The organism is Hyphomonas sp. (assembly GCF_041398465.1).
GTDB lineage: Bacteria > Pseudomonadota > Alphaproteobacteria > Caulobacterales > Hyphomonadaceae > Hyphomonas.
Window position 1 is genome coordinate 1,066,549 of sequence record NZ_JAWKUS010000001.1, and the last position, 16,851, is coordinate 1,083,399.

Genomic DNA, 16,851 nt, shown 5'->3' on the forward strand with positions numbered 1-16,851 from the left:
GCTTGCAGAAGTTCTTCTGCCAATTTCACAAACGCCGCCGGTTTACGCATACATGCTCAATTCCCTCCAAGCCCCTCTGCTGTTCGGCTTGACCGCAGCTTTCATCACCACGCTCGGCCTGATCACGGTGTCGGTGCGCGGCGACTGGAGTGCGCGTTACTCCGGCCTGTTCGCACTGGCTGCCGGCGGCATGCTGGTCAGCCTCACCCTGCTGCACATCGCGCCGGAAGCGTTCGAGCTCAGCACGCGCACGCCCATCTTCCTGATGGTCGGCTTCTTTGGCGGATTGATCCTGCATTTCGGTGTCGGTGCAGCTTTCCCGGAAAGCTCAGACCGGGGGCGGGCGGCAGCCATCACGCCGCTGGCAGCGGTAGCGATCCACTCGCTGCTGGACGGGATGATCTATTCGGTCACCTTCGCGGCGAGTTTCTCCTCCGGCGTCTACGCGGCCGCCTCGCTGATGCTGCATGAGTTCCCGGAAGGCGTGATCGCCTTCGCCATCCTGCGCCGGCACAGCTTCTCAAACCGCGAAGCCTTCATCTGGGCCTTCATCGCGTCCGCGGCGACCACCCCGCTGGGCGTACTCGTCGCGACACCGTTCATGTATGGCCTGACGCCGGATATTATCGGCAGCCTGTTCGCGGTCTCGGCCGGTCTCCTGCTCTATGTCGCGACAGGCCCGCTGATGGAGCCGCTGGAGGAGGAACCGCCCCTGCGCAGCCTGCTGGCCCTCAGCACAGGTGTGGGACTCGCGATCCTGATGGCGCTGATGCCGCTTCACCCGCATGAGGAAGAGGGTGGGCACATCGTGCCGGCACCGCACGAAATACAACAGTAAGCGCGCCGGGCGGCATGCCCTTTGCAGCCTGACTCCCAGGGAACGGGAGAGGTTCAGCACGCATGCAGTCCAGACAGAAGGGGCCTGTTTACGAAATCGGCGGAGAAGCTGGAGGTCTGACAACCGGAGACCGCCGCCCCATGCTGACCCTGCCCATACTGGCCAAGATGTCCTCCGCCGCCCTCGCGGCCGGGATTACGGCCTGTCTCACCTATGGCCAGTACAATGTCGCGAGCGGTGCGGGCGGATCCGGCCTGATGCCGCCTGCCAGCATCCTGCACCCAAGTGCCAGACCGGACGCCATACTCGACCCGATGGCCGAAATGGCGGAAGCGTTCGCCACCCTGAAGCAGGAGCATGCCAAGGCGGATCGCAACCGCGCCATGATCGATTGGCTGGCAAGCCTGCGAACCCGGTTCACCGTGCAGCGTTTCGAGACCGGGCTTGTCTACAAGGTACGCTACAGCCCTGCCGATCAGGCGGGCAGCGTTCTGGAAGATAATCTTGTCGTACCTTTCGGGCCGGAGCTCCCGTTCGCCGTCAGCCTGCATGCCGCTGAAAATGGCGCTATCCGCATCGAAGGCCTGTCCTGCGTGAGCCAGGAAACGCTTGGCCAGATTGACGCTTCAGCGGGAGAAGGCGCTGCGGAAGCGGCGGCGATGGCCAAGGCGGAAGCCTATCTGCGCACACCGGATGCCGCCGATCCGGCGCTGCCTGCAGACTGCCTGACGGTTCGCCTGAAACGCAGCTAGTGCTGCTTTTCCAGCGCGGCTTCGTCCAGCTCGCGATTGGTGAAGCGGCGGGTGAACTCGGTCACGCGCGGGGCGATCTCGGTCCGGAAGCGGTTGCCGTTGAAGACACCGTAATGGCCGACGCCCGGCTGGATGTAGTCCAGCTGCATTTCCTTTGGCAGCTTGGTGCAGAGGTCGTGCGCCGCCTGCGTCTGGCCGATGCCGGAAATATCGTCTTTTTCGCCTTCGACCGTCATCAGCGCCACGTCGCGGATCTTCTCCGGACGGATCTGGCGTGTGTAGCGGTATTTCATGATGCCACGCGGCAAATGGTGTTCCTGGAACACACGCAGGATGGTCTGAAGGTAGAATTCTTCCGTCAGGTCGAGGACGGAGAGGTATTCGTCATAGAACTCGCGGTGCTTGCCGGCATTGTCGCCGTCGCCTTCGACCAGATGGTTGAAGAAGCGCCACTGCGCATCGACGTGACGGCCCCAGTTCATGTTCATGAAGGACGCCAGCTGCACGAAACCCGGATAGACGCGCCGGAAAGCGCCCGGATAGGGGCCCGGCACGGTGTGGATCATGTTCTCTTCGAACCAGCTGAAGTCGCGCTCCTCGGCCAGTTCGTTCGGCACGGTCGGGCTGCGGCGGGTATCGATGGGCGAACCCATGAAGGTCATTGAGGCGGGGCGGTTCGGATCATCGTCCTCGGCCATCATCGAGATCGCTGCCAGAACCGGCGGACCCGGCTGGCAAACGCCCAGCACATGCGCGCCGGGGCCGATATGGGTGATCATCTTGCGGACATGGTCCATGTAATCGTCGAGGTCAAACCGGCCGAGCCAGACCGGCGCCATGCGCGCATCGGCCCAGTCGGTAATGTAGACGTCATGGGTCGCCAGGAAGCCTTCGACCGTTCCGCGCAGCAGGGTGGCGTAGTGACCCGACAGCGGTGCCACGATCAGCATGCGGGGCAGGGGCGCCGAGCCCGGCTTGCGGGCGAAAGCAAGTGCGTCCGGATCCTTGCGGAAATGAATCAGATTGCACCAAGGCGAGCGCCACGCGACGGTCGGGGTCACGCCAACCGGGGCGCTGTTGATCTTGACCGACTCGATGCCCCATTCAGGCTTGCCATAATAGCGGGTGGCGCTTTCGAAAACGTCCGCAAAGGCGGAGAGCGCCTTGCCGTATTCCGTGTTCGCGATGGGGTTCATCGACGAGTGCATCGCCATACGGCCTGCACGCACAGCCAGACGCATCGGCGCCATCGCGGCTCGGTTCAATTCGACAAGGGAGTACAGCATCGCCCGACCTACCTCTCATGTTGCACCGCAGCATATGTCCGCAATCCGGATGTGGCAAATGGATTCGCCAGCCAGGCGCCTTACCGGCGGGTTAACGCAGTCGATTGAATTTGCCTGAAACTTTCAATTTCCCGCCCGTCTCGGGTTAAGGAGCGGCTGCTAGTTTTTAGGTCTCAACCGGCAAAGAGGCCTGACCCATGTTCCTCAAATGCGAACCCAATCCGCATCAGGGCGGGCGAATGACCCGGACCGTGCTGTTCCATCATGCCGACCAGCGCTTCGCGATCGATGCCGAGGCCCTGCACAAGAAGCCGGACCTGCTGAACGAGTTCGGCGCACACAACAGCCTGCGATTCCGGACGTTGGACGCCGTCGCCTACGGCCTTTGCTTTATTGGCGGCGTGGGCACGATCACCGTGGCCTGGTGGATGTTCTTCGTTGGCCTTGCTGCCTGCGTGCTGATGCTGGCGGCCAACCGCAAGTCCGCTGGCGAAGCGGCACGGAATGCGGCCCGGCGTTCAACGGACAATTTCCGCCGCCTGCATGAGCTGGGCTGTATGTGGCTGGTCTACGAATAGACCCGGCAAGACGTTCCGGCCTCAGATCCCGACCATTCCGAGGATCGCGGCGACAATCGCCACCAGCATGAAAATCAGCGACAGGCTGACCGAGACGGCGCGCTGGCCCTTGCGGCTGGTGCGCGACCCTTTCGGAGCCTTGCCGGTTTTCGGCGCCAGCATCCAGCGGTTCGAATAGAAGCCGAAGGCGGCCAGCAATGCGGTGACGCCTGCGGCCCAATCGGTTGCCAGCAGGAAACAGGCCCCCGCCGCCAGCATCATGCCGGCAATCGGTGTGGAGGTCGCGTGGAGCAGCTCGCGCACGTGCCGGTCGGCCCGGCTGCCATCCAGTTCCTCAAAACTGCAGTTCGGCGCTGCGATCGCCGCCACCCAGGACGAGCCGATCGCCAGGGCGGAGAAGATGAGACCTAAATTCGAGGCGAGGGCAGTGAGGTTCTGGAACATGGCCCGAATATGCGCCGGATTCGCGGATCAGCCTAGAGCCTGATCCGTCTAGACAAAGCTCGCGACGATGACCTGATCCACCAGCGCTTCGTCCGGCGGAACCTGTCCGTCCAGCATCAGCATGGCCAGGCCATGGACCATCGACCAGGCCTGAAGGCGCTTGATCTTCCGGTCATCCTTGGAGGCATCTGTTGGCATCAGTTCGCTGAGCGTGTCTGACAGCATGCCGAAAGGCTTGTCCGTGGCGCAGGGCGTTTCGTTACGGTCCCCTTCGGGGGGGCGCTGCGTCATCATCAGGCGAAAAACGGACGGATTGCGCAGGGCGAACTTTACATAGGCCCGCCCCATGGCCCTGAAGGCTGCCCGCTGATCGTCGGCGCCATCCATCGCTTCCCGGAACGCTTCGGCCAGGCGCTCACCGCCCACGCCGCACAACGCATTCAGAAGCGCGGCCTTGTCCGGGAAGTGCCGGTAAACCGCGGTGGCCGACACGCCGACATTGCGCGCGATTTCCCGCAGGCTGACCGCATCCGGCGCTTTCACGTCCAACTGGGCGAGGCCTTCCTCGATGAGGGCGGAGCGCAGGTCGCCATGATGGTAGCGCCCGTCGCGCGGCTTCATGTTGACAGTGTTATCATCCGATGTCATGTTATCACTGTAAACATAGTTTCCTGTTTCTGCAACGCGACACGGAGTCACGATCATGCCCAGCCCAGTAGAATCCGCCATTCGCGGCGTCGTCACCAAAGGCGTCGTGGCCATCGCCGACTTCAACCGCGAACGCAAGAAGTCAAAAGGCCCCAACCCTTTCCTGGAAGGCCTGCATACGCCGGTCACGGAAGAAGTGACCGACACGGCGCTGAAAGTGACAGGCGAAATCCCCGCCGCGCTGAACGGGCTTTATGTCCGCAACGGGCCGAACCCGCTGGCCAAGGTGAACGCTGCGACGCATCACTGGTTCATCGGCGACGCCATGATCCACGGCATCCGGCTGCAGGATGGCAAGGCGCTGTGGTATCGTAACCGCTGGGTCCGTTCCAACGCGGTCAGCGATGCGCTGGGAGAGCGCCGCGCGCCCGGCCCACGCCATCCGCGTACGGATGTCGCCAACACCAACATTGTCGGCCATGCCGGGAAGCTGTGGGCCATCGTCGAGGCGGGCGGGTATCCGGTCGAGATGGCGGATGATCTCGCCACTGTCGCTCATTCGGATTTCGACGGCACGCTGGGTGAGTCCTATTCCGCGCACCCGCATCTGGATCCGGACACAGGCGAGATGCACGCAATCTGCTACGAGGCCCAACATCCCGATACGATCTGGCACACGGTCGTCGACACCAGCGGCCATGTCCGCCGCAACGAGCCGATCGCCGTGAAGAACGGTCCGATGATCCATGACTGCCAGATCACGCCGAACTATGTGATCGTCTTGGACCTTCCGGTGACCTTTTCCATGTCGGCCCTGATCGGCGGAGCAAGCTTTCCCTTCCGCTGGAACCCGAAACACAAGGCGCGCATCGGCCTCCTTCCGCGCGAGGGCAGGGGGGAAGACATCATCTGGTGCGATGTCGATCCCTGTTTCATTTTCCACCCCGCAAACGCCTACGAGACGGAAGATGGCAAGGTGGTCATGGACGCCTGCGTCTATGAGACCATGTTCGACACCGATGGGCACGGCCCCGACTCGCCGACCGCGAAATTTGAGTCCCTGACCATGGACCCGGTCGCGAAGTCGGTAACCCGTGAAGTGGTCGACCCGGCGCCGCAGGAATTCCCGCGCTATGACGAGCGCCTGACCGGCAAGCCCTATCGCTATGCCTATGCTGTGGCACTGCCCGAGCGGGCAGATGACGGTTTTGTCGGCGCGACCTGTCTGTACAAGCATGATCTTGGGGCGGGCAAACGCGAAGTGCATGACTTCGGTCCTGGCCGGGTACCGGCGGAATTTGTCTTCGTGCCGGCGCATGAAAATGCCGAAGAGGATGAGGGCTGGCTGATCGGCTATGTCAGCAATGTGGAGTCGGAAACGTCAGACTTCGTGGTGCTGGACGCGGCGAACTTCACCGCGCCACCGGTTGCCGAGATTCATATTCCTTACCGCATCCCGCCAGGCTTCCACGGCAATTTCGTTCCGCAGGCGTGAGGGACGCTTCTCCGGATTAGCCCACGCTCATTGCGAGCAGGCGGCTGATCTGGGCGCGGGGCAGGCCGCTGTCATTGTGATAGTCGTTGATGGCGTTCTGTAGCGCGGTCAGGTCACGCTTCGACGTGGCCTGCGGCTTGTCGAGCACGCCCTCGCGCATCAATGCCGCGCAGACATGGGGCGAGGCGATCCAGGCATCCCAGCCCACAAAACGCAGGAAATAAGCCCCCGTCGCGCCGCCGAGGCGTGAGCCGCGTTTGTTCAGTGTGGCCATCAACCCCAGCTGGTCGTCCGCAGGCCAATTGGCGAGGAAATGGCCGAAGCCGCCTTCCCTGGCCTCAACGTCCGCCACGAATTTCGCGTTTTCCAGCGTCGCCTTGATCTTCTGGCCGTTGCGCACAATGCGTTCGTCAGAGACCAGGCGGTCCAGCATCTCGTCACCGAAGAAGGCGAGCTTGCCGGGATCGAAACCCTCGAAGGCGGCTTCAAAGCCGTCCCACTTGGCGTCGATGACTTTCCAGTTGAACCCGGCATTGAACACGCAGCGGGTCATCACCGAGAGCAAACGGTCGGCGGACACTTTCGACAGGTCCGCCACCGCATGCGAGTTTTGCGACATCTCCAGCGCGTTCGCCCGTCCGCCATGATGGCCAGCGGCCATTTTCAGGATCGGGGCGAACTTTCGCGCCATGAGAATTGTCCCTTATCCGAGCGCGGTCTCGTAGACCTTCGCGTAATCGTCCGCACTCATAGGCTTCGGATTTCCGAAGTGTGCAAGGTCTTTCAGTGCGTACTGGACGATGCCTTCGGCGTCTTCCATGCCGAGACCGATTTCCTTCAGCGTGGACGGAATGCCGATGTCCTCGTTCAGCTTGGCAATGGCGTCGGCGAGGTCTGCCCCTTCCTTCAGGCCCATGGCCTGACGCAGGCGGGCATATTTCGCGTCCGCAGCGCCTTCGTGGAAGCGCAGGATGTGCGGCAGGAAGATCGCGTTCAGCGTGCCGTGGTGCAGCTTCTTCTCATGCAGGCGTCCGGCCGCATGGGAGAGGGCGTGGACGCCGCCAAGGCCTTTGACGAAGGCGAGGGCGCCTTCATAGCTGGCCATCATCATGTGCCAGCGGGCGTCCGGGTCCGACCCGTCCTGAACGGCTTTTTTCAGCCAGCCATCACCCAGGGCGCGATAGACACCATCATAGCCGATACCTTCCGCAGGCGGATTCACGGCAGGTGCCAGAACGGCCTCGATACAGTGGGTCACGGCGTCCATGCCGGTCGCTGCGGTGAGACCGGCGGGCAGGCCGAGTGTCAGGTCCGGGTCGCAGATGGCGGTGGACGGGATCAGGTTCGGGGAAACGATGGTTTCCTTCCGGCCGTTCTCCAGCGTCGAGATCAGGCCGACGGAGACTTCGGAACCCGTACCGGCGGTCGTCGGGATGGCGATCAGCGGCGGGATCTTCTTGATCTTCTTCGCGCCGCCGGAAATCGCGGCATAGGTTTCGAGAGGGTCGGGATGGCTGACCAGCAGGCCGATCGCCTTGGCATGGTCCATGGAGGAGCCGCCGCCGACCGCGATCAGACCGTCGGCGCCGCATTCCTTGTAAGCGGCCGCCGCCTGCTTGGCCTGGGATTCCAGCGGGTTGGGAACCGTGTCGGCAAACACGCCGGCTGGCGCCATGCCGAGCGCATCTTCCACTTTCGCCAGAATACCGACGGCCTTGATGCCCGGGTCCGTGACAATGAAGGGACGGGTGATGCCCAGATTCTTGACCACGTTCGGCAGCTGCTTGAGCGCGCCGGAGTCAAAAATACAGGTGGTCAGAAAGGTCAAAACGGGCATGGGTGCAGCTCCTCAAATACAGCGCTGGCACTTTTGCGGGGGGGAGGGGGCAGACGCAAGCCCCCCATCTCTGGATGCGGCGTTCCGCCCTGTCGAACCCGATAGGGCTCACTGGCGTTAATACATCCCATCCGAGGTTGCGTTCTGTGAATTTGCAGGTGCTTCCAGGAACTCACAATTCGGGGAAATACCTAGTTGCGCGCCCGTGTCGCGCGGCACCTCGGCGCGCGTCAAACTGGCTAATTATATCCCAAAAAACAGGGGTCTATCTCCACGCCATCGGCATTCTTTTCATGGAGGGAAAGACATGAAACGCCTCTTCTGTGCCGCGCTCCTGGCGAGCGCAACTTGGACAACTGTTGCGGGGGTCGCAGCGGCTGATGACAATCCGTGGATGATCCGCGGCCGCGTTATCGGTGTGATGCCGAACGAGTCGGCTGATCTTACGGTCGGCGGCGCCGCCCTCGGTGGCAACGTCGACATCAGCGAAGAATTCGTTCCGGAACTCGACATCAGCTACTTCTTCAACAAGCACATCGCTGCCGAGCTGATCCTGGCGACCACGCAGCATGATGTGAAAGCAACCACGGTGGCAGCCGTTGGTGGCGCGGACGTGCCGCTCGGCGATGTGTGGGTTCTGCCCCCGACGCTGACGCTGCAGTACCACTTCGACCATGGCGGCCAGTTCAAGCCGTATGTCGGTGCCGGTATCAACGCCACGCTGTTCTACAATGAGGACGCTGGCCCTGTTGCCGACGGCATCGACTACGATCCGAGCATCGGACCGGCGCTGCAGATCGGTTTTGACTTCGACCTCGACGGTCAGCCAGGCGGCTGGGCCTTCAACGCTGACGTCAAGAAGATCTGGATCAACAGCGACGTCACCGTCGACTTCACCACGGCCCTTGGCGCCAAGGTGAAAGCCGATGTCGACATCAACCCCACCGTTCTGGGACTTGGCTTCGGCTACAAGTTCTAAGGTCTCCCTGAGCTTCCGTTTATATCCCTTTTCTTGCGGAAGACTTGGTAACTTGGCCGTGCCCCTCCCCGGGCGCGGCCATTTTTGTGCGCACGATTGTTGCGCGCCCGTCCGCGGCCGCTACAGATGAAGGCCATGAGCATTCTCTCCGTGAAAGACCTGCGGGTCACGTTCGACACGCCTGACGGCCCCGTAAACGCCGTGAAGGGCATCAATTTCGACCTGGCCGCCGGCGAATGCCTGGGCATTGTCGGCGAAAGCGGCTCCGGCAAGAGCCAGTCGGCGCTAGCCACGATGGGCCTTCTGGCCGGCAATGGTGCCGCCACGGGCGAGATCCTGTTCGACGGCACGGACATGCTGACCGCCCCCGTCCAGACGCTGCGCAAGATCCGCGGTGCGCGCGTTTCGATGATCTTCCAGGACCCGCTGACGAGCCTCACCCCGCACATGACGGTCGGCGCGCAGATGCGCGAAGTGCTGGCCCTTCACACAGGCGAGAAGGGCGAAGCAGCGGACAAGCACTGCATCGAATGGCTTGAGAATGTGCGCATTCCGGAAGCCATGCGCCGCATGAACCAGTTCCCGCATGAACTGTCTGGCGGCATGCGCCAGCGTGTGATGATCGCCATCGCCATGCTGTGCAATCCGGAAATCCTGATCGCGGACGAGCCGACCACGGCGCTCGACGTGACGGTGCAGGCGCAGGTGCTGGAGCTGATGGACGAGCTGAAGCGCGAGACCGGCACCGGCATTGCGCTGATCACGCACAATATGGGCGTCGTCGCCCGCATGTGTGACCGCGTCATCGTCATGCGTCATGGCGAGATCGTCGAAGAGGGCAATACCGACGACATTTTCTACGCGCCGAAGGCCGACTATACGAAGATGCTGTTGAATGCGGTGCCGCGTATTGACGAAGCAGACCGTCCGGGCCGGCCGGCCCTGATACCGCCGCCTGAGGCGAGCGTCGAGCCGATCCTGAGCGTCGATGACATGAAGATCCATTTCCCGATCCAGGTGAAGGGCGGCCTGTTCGGCAAGCGCAAACCGCTGAAAGCGGTCGATGGCGTATCATTCGACCTGAAGCCCGGCGAGACGCTGGGCGTGGTGGGCGAATCCGGTTGCGGCAAGTCCACGCTGGCGCGCGGTGTGCTGAAACTCATTCCGCCGACGGACGGAACGGTCGCCTGGCTTGGCCGCGACATCACGAAAGCCGGGCAGGGCGAGATGAACAGCCTGCGCGACGACCTTCAGATCGTCTTCCAGGATCCGCTGGCCAGTCTCGACCCGCGCATGAGCATCGGCGCCTCCATTGCCGAGCCGCTTCAGGTCCACAAGCCGAACCTTTCAAAGGCCGAACGGGAAGCACAAGTACGCGAGATCCTGCCGCGCGTCGGCCTCGACCCGGCCCTCATCAACCGTTATCCGCACGAGCTGTCCGGCGGCCAGAACCAGCGCGTCGGCATTGCCCGCGCGATGATCCTGAAGCCGAAACTGGTGATCTGCGACGAGGCTGTCTCCGCCCTCGACGTGTCGGTGCAGGCGCAGGTCGTGGACCTGCTGATCGAACTCCAGAAGGAGTTTGGCCTTGCCATGATCTTCATCAGTCACGACCTCGCCGTCGTGCGCCAGATCAGCCACCGCGTCATGGTGCTTTATCTCGGACGTGTCGTGGAGCTGGCCGGGCGGGCGGACATCTACACCGATGCGCGCCACCCCTACACCAAGGCCCTCATCGCCGCCGTACCGAATGCGGATCCGAAAAGCGAGAAGGCGCGTGAGAAACTGAAACTCTCCGGTGACCTGCCGAGCCCGCTCGACAGCCGCGCGGCCCTGCGCTTCATGAAGTCGAAACTGGTCGATGATGCGGATGCGGAACAATACCGCCCGCAACTGATCGAAGTCTCCCCCGGTCACCTCGTGGCGGAACATGACGCGATGCTGGGCACGGAAGGATTGATTGCGAGCTGACGCTCAGCCGCCGGTCTCGTCCGTCTCCGGATAACATGGGCCTTCATAGACCGGCAGGCGAATGTCCATGACAGAGCGGTTGGCATAGGCGATACAGGCCTGGCCGAACCCGCGGATCGCTTCTGTCGCCTTGTCCTCGGCCCAGGAATGGGCGCAGGCGGCCTGATCTGCGGCGGGGCCTTCCGCGGAGACCTGGGCGGCGATGAAGTCCGACACGCAGCGGCCATAGACTTTCACGCCCAGAAGGAAGCCGTCGCGCAAGGAGCGGGCATCTTCCATCTCCCCGGCGGACTGGAACTCGACGCCTGAAAAGTCCGGCACGGCCAGCGTGCCGCAGGATTTCGCGACGAGGCCGCGCCCCGCTTCGCTGGCCTCCGGCGCGCAAATGCGATAGTCGCCAGCGGCCTCAACCGGCTCTGCCATGGCGGGCAGGGCGGTCAGCAGGCTGGCAATCAGGATCGCAAGGCGCATCGGGTCACTCCGTTAGGCTTCCGATTTTATAGACAGAATCGCGCGCAGGGGCACGTCCCTCAGCACATTTGGCGTATCCGCACCGCAACATTGGCTTAAGACCCCTGTGCGAAAGTGGCGTATTCTTCGCGAAGGAATGCGTGTTTGCCTCAGCTGATCGGCCTCATCCTTGTTGTTGCGCTCGTCTTTGGCGGCCTGATCTTCACAGGCGGCCATATGGCGATGGAGGCACTGCCGTTTGAGCTCGCCCTGATTGGCGGGGCGGCGATCGGAACGCTGGTCATCGGCAATTCGCCCGCCGTCGCGAAAGAGGCCGGGGCAGGGGTGCTGAAGGCTTTCAGCGGCGCAAAATGGACGCGCGAAGACTACCAGTCGATGCTGGTCCTGCTCGGCACGCTGATGCGGAAGGCCCGCCGGGGCGGCTTTGTCTCCATCGAGTCCGACATCGAACAGCCGATGGAGTCCGAAACCTTCGCCGCAGCGCCCGCCATCCGCGACGATGACGCGGCCCGCTCGCTCATCTGCGACGCCTTCCGCCTGATGGCGCTGGACCTGTCGGACCCGGCCCGTGCCGAGGCGCATATGGACCAGTCGATCCACCAGAACCTCGGCCGCCGCATGAAAGCCGTCGCCGCGCTGCACACCGTGGCGGATGCGTTGCCCGCCCTCGGCATCGTCGCCGCCGTGCTGGGCATCATCCGCACCATGGGCTCGATCGACCAGTCGCCCGCCGTGCTGGGCGCGATGATCGGATCGGCGCTGCTCGGCACCTTCCTCGGCGTGTTCCTCGCCTATGGCGTCGTGGGCCCGCTGGCCGCCCGTTTCGGGCAGGTCGTGGAAGACGAAGCGATCATGCTTGAAACCGCCCGCACGACGCTCGCCGCTTTCGGCAGCGGCATCCAGCCCGGCATCTGCGTCGAACTCGGCCGCGCCGCCATCCCGGCAGACCTGCGGCCGGAAGCCGAAGACCTCGAACGCGCCCAGCAAGCCGCCCGTTTCGCGGAACGCGCGGCGGCCTGATAGGCATTTGTCTATTCTGTGATGGCGGACCTATAGTGTCTCGCTCTTCGTTGGAGGGGGAAACGAATGCTGCTTCGCCGCGTCATGGAACATGTGAAGGCCCAGAACTGGACTGCGGTGGCGATTGATTTTGTCATCGTCGTGTTCGGTGTGTTCATCGGTATCCAGCTCGGCAACTGGAACCAGTCACGTGCCGACGCCTCGCTTGAGCGGGACTTCCTGGCGAAAATCGTCGTCGACCTGCAGTCTGACGCGCAGAACCTGCAGAGCGGCATCGACATGGCGGACATCAATGTTCGCGCTGCGTATTACACATTGGACCAGGCGGGCCTTGCGCCGGCGTCCACGATCACGCTGCCGGTCGACGTCGCGGTCATCCCGGGTGGGCAGTTGGATGTGGCGGCCCCGGCGGATATGTCGGACGAAGACAAACGGCACCTGTGGGCACTTGCGGTTGTGCGCTTATATCCCGGCCAGAGCAGCACGGCCTTCGACACGTTGATGGCAACCGGCCGCCTCGACCTGATCCGGGACCATGATTTGGTCACGAAGCTGCAGGCTTACCGCGCGCAATGGGAGGATATCGAAGCCGCGCAGACTACGACGTTCAGGGCGTTCCGGAATCAGGCTGTCTTTATCGGCCAGAAGCAGGGCTTCAGCCCATTCGCTGCGATACCGGAAGAGGAATTCGTGGCGCTCGTCCGCGATACACCGGAACTGGCAGGCACGCTCCGCACAATGATGGAGTATTCCGTTCTTCATGGGCAAGTCCTCCAAAGAACGCGCCAGACCACGCTAGATCTGCTGCGCTCTCTCGGCGCAGAGGAGGCCCCATATTCTCCGCCAGGACAGCCGAATCATTGACCCCGGTCTGAGCTGACCCCATCACGTCCCGATGCCTGAACTCCGCCTCGCCACTTTCAATTGCGAAAACCTGATGATGCGCTGCGACTTTGCCCGTGCGGGCATTGCGCGGGCGCGCGAGCGGCTGACGGAAGTCGACGATGCGACGGTCGCGGCGCAGGTGGATTCGGTCTTCAACGTCCTCTCTGAGGATGACCGCACGCTCACCGCAGAGGCGCTCGGCGCCACGCAGGCCGAGGTCTGCGCCCTGCAGGAGGTGGAGAATCTCGTCACGCTCACCGCCTTCGACACGCGCTACCTGGCGCGCTGGTCAGGGGAGGCGTTCGAGGAGCGTGTCCTGCTGGAGGGCAATGACAGCCGCGGCATCGATGTCGGGCTGCTGTCGCGCCTGCCGGTGATCCATTATCGCAGCCATGCGCGGGAGACCTATGGCTCTCTGGGGCTGAAGCCGCCAAATGGACTGAGCGTCAATGACTATGCCTTCCGGCGGGATTGTCTTGAGGCCGATATCCTGAAGGACGGGCGCGTGCTGACGCTTTTCGTCTGCCACTTCAAGTCGATGTTCGGCGGGCGGCACAAGACCCGCGCCATCCGGCAGGCCGAGGCGCAGGCGGTGCGCCTGCTGATCCAGCGCCGGTTTCCTGATCCGGCTGCGGCGGAATGGGTGATCCTCGGCGATTTCAACGACTATTTCGAGCGGGACGGGCAGGCCCTGCACGATCATGGCCTGGGGCCGCTGATCGATGACGGGTTCGCTGTCGATCTCGTCACCCATGCCATCGCTGACCCGTTTGACCGGTGGACCCACCACTATAGCGGCGACGACACATATGGCGCGCTGGACCATATCTTCCTCTCCCCGGCCCTTGCGCAGCGCAATGCCAGACCACACGTACGCATCGTTCGCGGTGGAACCCCGTTCCGCGCGCGGCGTTATGAGGGGGCACGTTTTCCGGGCGTAGGCTGGAGCGAGCCGAAGGCTTCGGATCATTGTCCGCTGGCCGCGACACTGCAGTTTGAAGGACGCCCGCTGGCGCCGTAAGATACGTTCCGGCACAGCATTTTTCCCGTATATTTGGAGGCCCGCAGCCATGTCCCGTTTAGACAAGCTGGTCGAGACCGTTGAGACCTATCAGGCGCTGGCCACCGAGAATTACGACCGGATCCGCGGCCTTGCCGAACAGATCCGCGGCGGTCTCTGCGATTATATCGGCATGGGCGAGATGACCTGCGTCTTCCTGGTGCCGCCGACGGGCCAGTTCGAGCCGAAAGCCTATGGCGACGCGGCTTTTTCGATGCCGCCGCGCGGCTTCCGCACGCTTTCGCCGGTGGCGTTCGGCCTCGCTGTGCGCCTTTCCCGCGGCAATGACTGGCTGCGCATTACGATGGAATGCCGGAAAGTGGGCGAGACCTTCATCGTCAGCATCGAGGACGGTACGGAATATGAATTCAAGCTGCCTCTCAGTTTCGAGACCCAGCTGCCTTTCTATGATCACATCTACTCCCACATTCTGAACTGGTTTACCGACCAGATCGAACGCTACAAGAATGGCGAATATGGCAGCCGGGTGATCGGATTCGACTTCGCAGATGACACCGCCCAGCAGGACGTTTAGGTTTCCGCTGGGGCATCACCTGAGATGGGACACATATGAACGGCTTTGAGATTGCCCTGGCGAGTGCAGGGTCAAGCGAGCTTATCTTTGCCTGCGCCCTGATCGGGGCGCTGGGGATCGGCGCGCAATGGCTCGCCTGGCGGCTGCAGGCGCCAGCCATCGTCCTGATGGCGTTGGCGGGCCTGGCCGTGGGCCCGCTTTGGGCCGTGTTGTTTGGCCATCCGCTTCTGGACCCGCAGCGCGTGTTCAATGGCGGCGGCAAGGAATTGCTGCGTCCCATCGTGTCGCTGGCCGTGGCCGTGATCCTGTTCGAGGGCGGTCTTGTCCTGAAATTCGAGTCTCTGCGCGAAGCCGGCGCCGCCGTGCGCCGCATGGTCTTCGTCGGCGGGCCGCTGGCCTGGCTGCTCGGCACATTTGCCGCCCGCTATGCGGCTGGGCTCGACTGGGGCAGTGCCGTTGTGTTTGCGGGCGTGATGGTGGTTACCGGGCCGACCGTGATCATGCCGCTGCTGCGCCAGTCGAAACTGGGCGGCCGGTCAGGGGCCTTCCTGAAATGGGAGGGCATCGTCAACGACCCGGTAGGGGCCCTGTTTGCCGTCGCCGCCTTTGAAATCATCCGCGTGGCCGCGACTGGCGAGTCGATCCTCGGCAAGGGCACGATGATCGTGTTCGCCGCCGCGCTGGGCGTCGGCCTCGGCATCGCTTTCGGTCTCGGCATGGTGCGCGCCTTCCGGCAGGGCTGGACGCCGGAATACCTGAAAGCCCCGATCATCTTCGCCTCTATCATCCTCTGCTATGCGATGGCCGAGATGATCGAGAAGGAAATCGGCCTCGTCGCCGTCACCGCCTACGGCATGACGCTCGCCAATTCGCGCCTTGCCGGCCTCAACGAGTTGCGCAAGTTCAAGGAAGATATCGCCGTCCTGCTGGTCTCCGGCGTGTTCGTGATCCTGACCGCGAACCTGACGCCGGACGTGATCCGCCGGGCGCTGACCTGGAACACGCTCGCCTTCCTGATGGTGATGCTGTTCGTGGTGCGCCCGCTTTCGGTCTGGATCTCCACCTTCGGCACGCTGAAGCGGAACGAGGCCCTGCTGCTTGGCTGGATCGCGCCGCGCGGTGTGGTCGCCGTGGCCGTCTCCAGCCTGTTTGCGACGCTCCTCTATGACCTCGGACGGCAGGGCGATTCCAAATTCTACTTCTCCGGCGCCGAACAGATCACGCCGCTGGCCTTCGCCATGGTGTTCACCACGGTCGTCCTGCACGGCTTCACCATCGGCCCGCTGGCGCGGCGCCTTGGCCTTGCCCGCAAGGAGCGGCCGGGCGTACTGCTGGTCGGCGTCAATCCGTGGAGCATCGACTTTGCCCGCACGCTCAAGGATGTCGGCATCGAGCCGATCCTCGCGGACAATACCTGGCGGCGCCTGCGCCCGGCACGCGAAGCAGGTCTCAGCACCTTCTTCGGTGAAGTCCTGTCAGAAGACGCCGAAGTGCGCCTCGACCATTCGGCGTTCGACCAGGTGCTCGGCCTGTCTGCAAACGAACCCTACAACGCGCTCGTCTCCAGCCATTTCGCGCCGGAGCTTGGCCGCCACAAGGTCTTCCAGCTGTCCGCGCAGGAGACCGAGGAAGAGGATCACCGCACGCTCGGCCTCTCCACGCGCGGCCGTACGCTGATCCGCCGGGGCCGTTCCTATGACAGCCTGATCCGGGACCATTATCGTGGCTGGGAATTCTCCAAGACGCGCCTGACCGAGACTTATGACATCGAGCACTTCAAGCGCGATCGGCCGAAGACCGACATCGTGGCTGAACTTCGCCCGGACGGAACGCTGAACTTCCTCGGGCCGCACCGCGAGGTGAAAGGCGGAGAGGGCGTTGTCCTGATCAGCTTCGGGCCGCCGCGTGAGGCCGAGACGTCGGCAATTGAAGCCGCTGAGGAGTCGGCTGGCTCTCCGGCAACGGCTTGACCAAAACCTGAGTTTGAAATCCGTATTTTGAACTGAACGCACCAGGTGACGGTGCGGTTCGCGGGACCTTTGAGGCCGCTCA

The 16,851-nt window shown here is 63.1% G+C and carries 17 protein-coding genes; 11 read left to right on the forward strand and 6 right to left on the reverse strand.

Translation table 11 applies throughout. The features are described 5' to 3' along the window. Positions 1–52: 52 nt before the first annotated feature. Both R3C98_RS05305 and R3C98_RS05310 read left to right on the forward strand, forming a co-directional pair. Positions 53–838: a ZIP family metal transporter gene (locus tag R3C98_RS05305; RefSeq protein WP_371313068.1), complete on the forward strand. Its 786-nt coding sequence runs from the start codon at positions 53–55 to the stop codon at positions 836–838. Between the two features lie 62 nt (positions 839–900). After that, positions 901–1,590 carry a hypothetical protein gene (locus tag R3C98_RS05310; RefSeq protein WP_371313069.1) on the forward strand — a complete coding sequence of 230 codons (690 nt, stop codon included), beginning with the start codon at positions 901–903 and terminating at the stop codon, positions 1,588–1,590. Here the strand turns inward: R3C98_RS05310 and R3C98_RS05315 are convergent. After that, positions 1,587–2,876: a polyhydroxyalkanoate depolymerase gene (locus R3C98_RS05315; protein WP_371313070.1), complete on the reverse strand. Its 1,290-nt coding sequence runs from the start codon at positions 2,874–2,876 to the stop codon at positions 1,587–1,589. The genes R3C98_RS05310 and R3C98_RS05315 overlap by 4 nt on opposite strands. A gap of 197 nt (positions 2,877–3,073) precedes the next feature. Here R3C98_RS05315 and R3C98_RS05320 point away from each other — a divergent pair, with 197 nt between their 5' ends. After that, positions 3,074–3,454: a hypothetical protein gene (locus R3C98_RS05320; RefSeq protein WP_371313071.1), complete on the forward strand. Its 381-nt coding sequence runs from the start codon at positions 3,074–3,076 to the stop codon at positions 3,452–3,454. A 21-nt stretch (positions 3,455–3,475) separates the two neighbouring features. Here the strand turns inward: R3C98_RS05320 and R3C98_RS05325 are convergent, their stop codons facing one another. Together R3C98_RS05325 and R3C98_RS05330 are read right to left on the reverse strand one after the other, a co-directional pair. After that, entirely contained in the window at positions 3,476–3,898 is a 423-nt protein-coding gene (locus tag R3C98_RS05325) for a hypothetical protein (protein ID WP_371313072.1), read from the reverse strand. A gap of 48 nt (positions 3,899–3,946) precedes the next feature. Further along, the gene (locus R3C98_RS05330) at positions 3,947–4,546 is read right to left on the reverse strand and encodes a TetR/AcrR family transcriptional regulator (RefSeq protein ID WP_371313073.1); all 600 of its coding nucleotides are present in this window, start codon (positions 4,544–4,546) and stop codon (positions 3,947–3,949) included. Between the two features lie 55 nt (positions 4,547–4,601). Here R3C98_RS05330 and R3C98_RS05335 point away from each other — a divergent pair, with 55 nt between their 5' ends. Then, a complete protein-coding gene (locus R3C98_RS05335) occupies positions 4,602–6,041 on the forward strand; it encodes a carotenoid oxygenase family protein (RefSeq protein ID WP_371313074.1) in 1,440 nt (479 codons plus the stop codon). A gap of 16 nt (positions 6,042–6,057) precedes the next feature. Here R3C98_RS05335 and R3C98_RS05340 read toward each other — a convergent pair whose 3' ends face one another. Next, positions 6,058–6,732, reverse strand: coding sequence for a DNA-3-methyladenine glycosylase I (locus tag R3C98_RS05340; protein ID WP_371313075.1), 675 nt, complete (start codon positions 6,730–6,732; stop codon positions 6,058–6,060). A 12-nt stretch (positions 6,733–6,744) separates the two neighbouring features. After that, a complete protein-coding gene (locus R3C98_RS05345) occupies positions 6,745–7,878 on the reverse strand; it encodes an iron-containing alcohol dehydrogenase (protein ID WP_371313076.1) in 1,134 nt (377 codons plus the stop codon). Positions 7,879–8,185: 307 nt separating this feature from the next. Here R3C98_RS05345 and R3C98_RS05350 point away from each other — a divergent pair, with 307 nt between their 5' ends. Both R3C98_RS05350 and R3C98_RS05355 read left to right on the forward strand, forming a co-directional pair. Further along, entirely contained in the window at positions 8,186–8,857 is a 672-nt protein-coding gene (locus R3C98_RS05350) for an OmpW family protein (RefSeq protein ID WP_371313077.1), read from the forward strand. 135 nt (positions 8,858–8,992) lie between these two features. Beyond that, a complete protein-coding gene (locus R3C98_RS05355; protein WP_371313078.1) occupies positions 8,993–10,828 on the forward strand; it encodes a dipeptide ABC transporter ATP-binding protein in 1,836 nt (611 codons plus the stop codon). 3 nt (positions 10,829–10,831) lie between these two features. Here the strand turns inward: R3C98_RS05355 and R3C98_RS05360 are convergent, their stop codons facing one another. Then, on the reverse strand, positions 10,832–11,299 hold the full coding sequence (locus R3C98_RS05360) for a hypothetical protein (RefSeq protein WP_371313079.1): 468 nt from the start codon (positions 11,297–11,299) through the stop codon (positions 10,832–10,834). A 144-nt stretch (positions 11,300–11,443) separates the two neighbouring features. Here R3C98_RS05360 and motA point away from each other — a divergent pair, with 144 nt between their 5' ends. From motA to R3C98_RS05385, 5 genes are all read left to right on the forward strand, one after another. After that, entirely contained in the window at positions 11,444–12,319 is an 876-nt protein-coding gene (motA, locus tag R3C98_RS05365) for a flagellar motor stator protein MotA (RefSeq protein ID WP_371313080.1), read from the forward strand. Positions 12,320–12,385: 66 nt separating this feature from the next. Then, positions 12,386–13,183 carry a hypothetical protein gene (locus R3C98_RS05370; protein ID WP_371313081.1) on the forward strand — a complete coding sequence of 266 codons (798 nt, stop codon included), beginning with the start codon at positions 12,386–12,388 and terminating at the stop codon, positions 13,181–13,183. Between the two features lie 31 nt (positions 13,184–13,214). Further along, entirely contained in the window at positions 13,215–14,225 is a 1,011-nt protein-coding gene (locus R3C98_RS05375; protein ID WP_371313082.1) for an endonuclease/exonuclease/phosphatase family protein, read from the forward strand. 49 nt (positions 14,226–14,274) lie between these two features. After that, complete coding sequence (locus R3C98_RS05380; protein WP_371313083.1) at positions 14,275–14,799, forward strand: hypothetical protein; 525 nt, start codon at positions 14,275–14,277, stop codon at positions 14,797–14,799. A 35-nt stretch (positions 14,800–14,834) separates the two neighbouring features. Continuing rightward, positions 14,835–16,769 carry a cation:proton antiporter gene (locus tag R3C98_RS05385; RefSeq protein ID WP_371313084.1) on the forward strand — a complete coding sequence of 645 codons (1,935 nt, stop codon included), beginning with the start codon at positions 14,835–14,837 and terminating at the stop codon, positions 16,767–16,769. The last annotated feature ends 82 nt before the right edge of the window (positions 16,770–16,851 follow it).